The 965-nt window shown below is 31.7% G+C and carries 1 protein-coding gene; it reads left to right on the top strand.

The features are described from left to right. Positions 1-230 precede the first annotated feature (230 nt). A partial coding sequence (locus COU51_04405; protein PIR66342.1) for a hypothetical protein occupies positions 231-965 on the top strand: 735 nt, incomplete at its 3' end.

The following is a 965-nucleotide window of genomic DNA, read 5'->3' as shown; positions in this document are numbered from 1 at the left end:
GTTAACCTTATGGGGTGACATTATGCTAAGGCTAAGGGTGACAAAGGTTAACTCTTAATTAGCAAAATAAATATATGGCAGGATCACCCCTTTCATCACCTCGTGAGCTTAGAGCCAAGTGATATCTTCAAGTCGATAAATATAGAAAATCGGTAGACCAAGTGTGTGAGATATTTGGTATATCTAGAAAAACATACTATAAGTGGTACAAAAAAGATCATCTGTATGGAATGACGGGCAGAAAACCAAGAAAAATACACCCACACACTAAACTTACTCCTAATATCAAAGTAGACATTATTAAAACTAAGAGAAAGGTTAATTATGGGCCACTGAAAATGAAAATATACTTAAAAGATAAATATAGCTTGGACATATCAACTACCGCTATTTACAAGTTTTACAAAAAGAAAAGATTAATCAGAAAACCACAAAAAAAGTTAAAATGGTATATACCTATGAAAAAACCATATTTAGCCTTAATTCCTGGTGAAAATGTACAATTAGACGTAAAATATGTCCCCGGTAGAAATAAATACAATACATGGGAATATCAGTATAGATTTATAGATACTGTAACCAATCTGCAATATGCAGTAAATATGATTTGCAAAGATAGCATGGCTACAATTGAGGCATTTAAACTAGCTTCTAAATATTTTCCATTTATTATTACTGGGATTCAGACTGATAATGGAAGTGAGTTTAGAGGATATTTTCATAAATACCTCATCAAAAGCAATATCATACACAGATATATTCCTAAACATTCTGCTCCATGGAATGGCAAGGTGGAAAGAGCTAATAGATCTGTAGATGATGAATATTATCTAAATATACATAGACCATGGAAAACAATTCAAGAATATACAAACTGGTATAATTATGAACGTCCACATGTTGGAAAAAGCATGAATGGCACAACCCCTTATCAAAAATTTTTATCATTAACCCTAAAAAGTGTA

The sequence above is a fragment of the Parcubacteria group bacterium CG10_big_fil_rev_8_21_14_0_10_36_14 genome (assembly GCA_002772895.1).
Taxonomy (GTDB): domain Bacteria; phylum Patescibacteriota; class Patescibacteriia.
Note: the sequence above shows the minus strand (reverse complement) of the source record. Positions and strands in the feature narration are given on the sequence as shown.